The 4,100-nt window shown below is 41.5% G+C and carries 2 protein-coding genes; both read left to right on the forward strand.

What is annotated here, in order from left to right; all coding sequences use genetic code 11:
* Positions 1-1,387, forward strand: a 1,387-nt coding sequence (locus tag AC4II3_RS27270; protein ID WP_490722958.1) for a HEAT repeat domain-containing protein, incomplete at its 5' end; no start/stop codon positions are given.
* Between the two features lie 291 nt (positions 1,388-1,678).
* A partial coding sequence (locus tag AC4II3_RS27275) for an NACHT domain-containing protein (protein ID WP_490722959.1) occupies positions 1,679-4,100 on the forward strand: 2,422 nt, incomplete at its 3' end.

Raw genomic sequence — 4,100 nt, forward strand, 5'->3', positions numbered from 1 at the left:
TTTGTGGGTGCGAGTTAGAGCAATTGAACAGTTAGTTCAAAGTTACAAAGACCACAAAGATACCTTAGCCGTACTTAAAGAATTGGCTCGCTCTGATACGGATTTGTGGGTGCGAGTTAGAGCAATTGAACAGTTAGTTCAAAGTTACAAAGACCACAAAGATACCTTAGCCCTACTTAAACAATCGGCTCGCTGTGATACGGATTCGGAGGTGCGAGTTAGAGCAATTGAACAGTTAGCTCAAGGTTACAAAGACCACCAATATACCTTAGCCATACTTGAACAATCGGCTCGCTGTGATACGGATTCGGAGGTGCGATGTAGAGCAATTGAAGAGTTAGTTAAAGCTTACAAAGACTACATAGATACCTTAGACATACTTCAAGAATTGGCTCGCTCTGATACTGATTCGTGGGTGCGAGCTACAGCAATAGAACAGTTAGTTAAAGCTTACAAAGACCACGGAGATACCTTAGACATACTTCAAGAATTGGCTCGCTCTGATACTGATTGGCAGGTGCGAGTTAGAGCAATAGAACAGTTAGCTAAAGCTTACAAAGACCACATAGATACCTTAGCCCTACTTCAAGAATTGGCTCGCTGTGATACTGATTCGGATGTGCGATGTAAAGCAATAGAACAGTTAGCTAAAGGTTACAAAGATCACATAGATACCCTAGCCCTACTTCAAGAATTGGCTCGCTCTGATACTGATTCGTGGGTACGAATTACAGCAATAGAACAGTTAGCTAAAGGTTACAAAGACGACCAAGATACCTTAGCCCTACTTCAACAATGGGCTGGCTCTGATACTGATTCGTGGGTACGAGTTACAGCAATTAAACAGTTAGCTAAAGGTTACAAAGACCACCGAGATACCTTAGCCCTACTTCAACAATGGGCTCGCTCTGAAGCTGATTCGAGTGTGCGATGTACAGCAATAGAACAGTTAGCTAAAGGTTACCAAGACCACCGAGATACCTTAGCCCTACTTCAACAATGGGCTCGCTGTGATACTGATTGGCAGGTGCGAGTTACAGCAATTGAACAGTTAGCTAAAGGTTACAAAGACCACCGAGATACCTTGGCCCTACTTCAAGAATCGGCTCGCTGTGATACTGATTCGGATGTGCGATATACAGCAATTGAACAGTTAGCTAAAGGTTGGAAAGACCAGCCTTGGTTATTGGAATTTTTATGGGATGGCACTCTCCATGAACCCTTTGACCGTAAGGAAGACTGGGATGACAATCCTCGACAAGTAGCTCTTAAGGCAATTCTCGAAGATTATCCTAAAAATTACCAAACCCGGTCTTTATTGCTTGATAGAGCAAAGCATGACCCCGATCCTGAACTGCGGAAGTTTGCTAAGGATAATTTAAAATGAAGAATTTAGAATGAAGAATTTAGAATGAAGAATTTAGAATGAAGAATTTAGAATTAAGGCGTAGGGTGTGTTAGGGACGGGCTCGCCAAGACGCAAGCCATAGCAAGTGTTGAGACAGTCCGTCCCGTAACGCACCACCGCGTCAAATAGCATGCATTGAGATGCACCAGGCTCGCCCTCATGTTATCCGTAGCCAGTGTTGAGACAGTCCGTCCCGTAACGCACCATCAGGTCAAACTGATTGCCTTTTGTCTATAATGATAGATAAAGCAAAAAACAACTACCAATATCATGCTGGATTGGTTAGCAGTTTGGGGACTTTCTAGTGCTGGTGGCTATCTCGCCAAGGAAGTAATTGGTCCGTTGGCGAAAGAGGCTCTAGAAGACTACACTAAAGAGTTTTTTAAAGAATCTATCAAAGAGTATACCGGACTATCGGATCAAAATACCCAGAAAAAACTCTTCGGTAAGGCTTTAAAAGAATTTGTGGCTTTAGTGGAAGAAGAATTGGAAGATGCTGATTTATCTAAGCAAGACGTAAAACAATATACTAAACCCCTCAAGCAGTATATTAAAAATCAATATATTAAAGCTATCCTAGGAAGTGCCTTCAAGTATGGCTGTAAACGAATAGATACCGAAAAATTAGATAAGACTTGGATTGAGCTTGACTTATTACCATTACCGGAAGGATTTGATTGGCACTATATTGGTAAACGGTATGTCAAGGAAGTAAAAACGATTATTCGGGAATCCGATGATTTACGGCCTATCCGAGATTCCCAAACCTTGGAAGCGATCGCAGAAAATACGAAAGTAGGAATTACCCCAGATTTTGACTTAAGGGAATATCAAGAAGCACTCATAGAGAGCTACGGTAATGTCAAATTAGATAGTTTGGATACTAGTGGCTGTGCTTATAATGAACTAAAACTTTGGAAGATATTTATCCCCCAAAATGTGCGAGAGGTTCATGACTTGATGCCGGAGGCGATTCATGAACTGCCTAAGGATTATTATCAAAAACTGCGAGAGAGTGGTCAACTAGCTCAGGAAATTGACCAAGAGGAGTTGCAACGAGCTAAAGAGCGTTATTATCAACAGCCGATAAAATCGGTATTGGATGTGATAGAGGACTCTCAAGGCTATCGCTATGTGGTGGTTTTAGGAGACCCAGGCTCTGGTAAATCTACCTTGCTGCAATATTTAGGATTGGAGTGGGCAAGAACTGATCTAACTACTGACAGTTCTCTACTAATTCCCTTACTGATTGAATTACGCACCTATATCCGGAATCGCGATAGTGGACAATGTAATAACTTCTTGGAATTCTGCCATCAAAGCAGTGGAGCGATATGTCATCTCAATCAACATCACCTTGATCAGGAGTTAAAAGATGGTAAGGCATTAGTGATGTTTGATGGCTTGGATGAAGTGTTTGAGCCAGGGAAACGAGAAGATGTTATTACGGATATTCATCGCTTTACTAATACTTATCCTAAGGTACGAGTAATTGTGACATCTCGGGTAATTGGTTATAAACCCCAACGGCTACGGGATGCTGAATTTCGTCATGTTATGCTCCAAGACTTGGACTCGGAACAAATTCAAACCTTTATCGAGCACTGGCATGATTTAACCTTTACTGATCAAGCCGATAAAGTTAGGAAACAGGAGCGCTTACAAAAAGCAATTGAGACATCCTCCCCAATTCGACAACTGGGGCAAAATCCCCTATTACTAACCATGATGGCAATCCTGAATCGCAATCAAGAATTGCCTCGTGACCGCTCTGAACTCTATAACCAATCCTCTCGATTACTGCTCCATCAATGGGATGTGGAACGAGCATTAATAGAAGATAATCGTCTGGATCCGAAGACGATTGATTATCAAGATAAGCAACAGATGCTAGGAAAAGTGGCATATTTCATGCAGGGTAATCAAGCAGGATTAGCGGGAAATTTGATTAGTGGGGAAGATTTAGAACGGATTATCAAAGAGGAGCTTAAATTACGGGATGTTAATGATCCGAGAGCAGTGGCTAAGGTAATGATTAATCAGTTGCGCACCCGCAATTTTATATTGTGTTTCATGGGAGCCGATTATTACGCTTTTGTGCATCGGACATTTTTGGAATATTTCTGTGCCTGGGAATTTGTCAGGAAATTTGAGAAAAAACAAGAGATTTCCCTAGAACAGTTAAAAACCGAAGTATTTGGTAAGCACTGGCGGGATGAATCTTGGCATGAAGTGCTCAGATTGATTGTGGGCATGATTGATTCTAAGAAAGCTGGAAAGATTATTGAGGATTTAATGGCACAAGATGGAGAAGCGGATGAGTTTGGTAATTTATTTCTGGCAGCGAATTGTTTGTCTGAGGTTAGGAATCGGTATGAGATTAAATCAACGGATACTGAATTATTGAATTGCTTAAAAGACTTAATTTATTATGATCATAATTATGATTCTAAAAAGTCTCGATATCTCACAGGCTTAGTCAGTTATATTCGCAGGCAAGCTGTTGTAGCAGTAGCCACCCATTGGCAAAAGCATCGAGATACCTTAGCCCTACTTCAAGAATGGGCTCGCTGTGATACTGATTCGGATGTGCGAGGTGAAGCAATAGAACAGTTAGCTCAAGGTTATAAAGACCACCGAGATACCTTAGCCCTACTTCAAGAATGGGCTCGCTGTGATACTGATTCGGATG

It is taken from the genome of Moorena sp. (assembly GCF_982860115.1).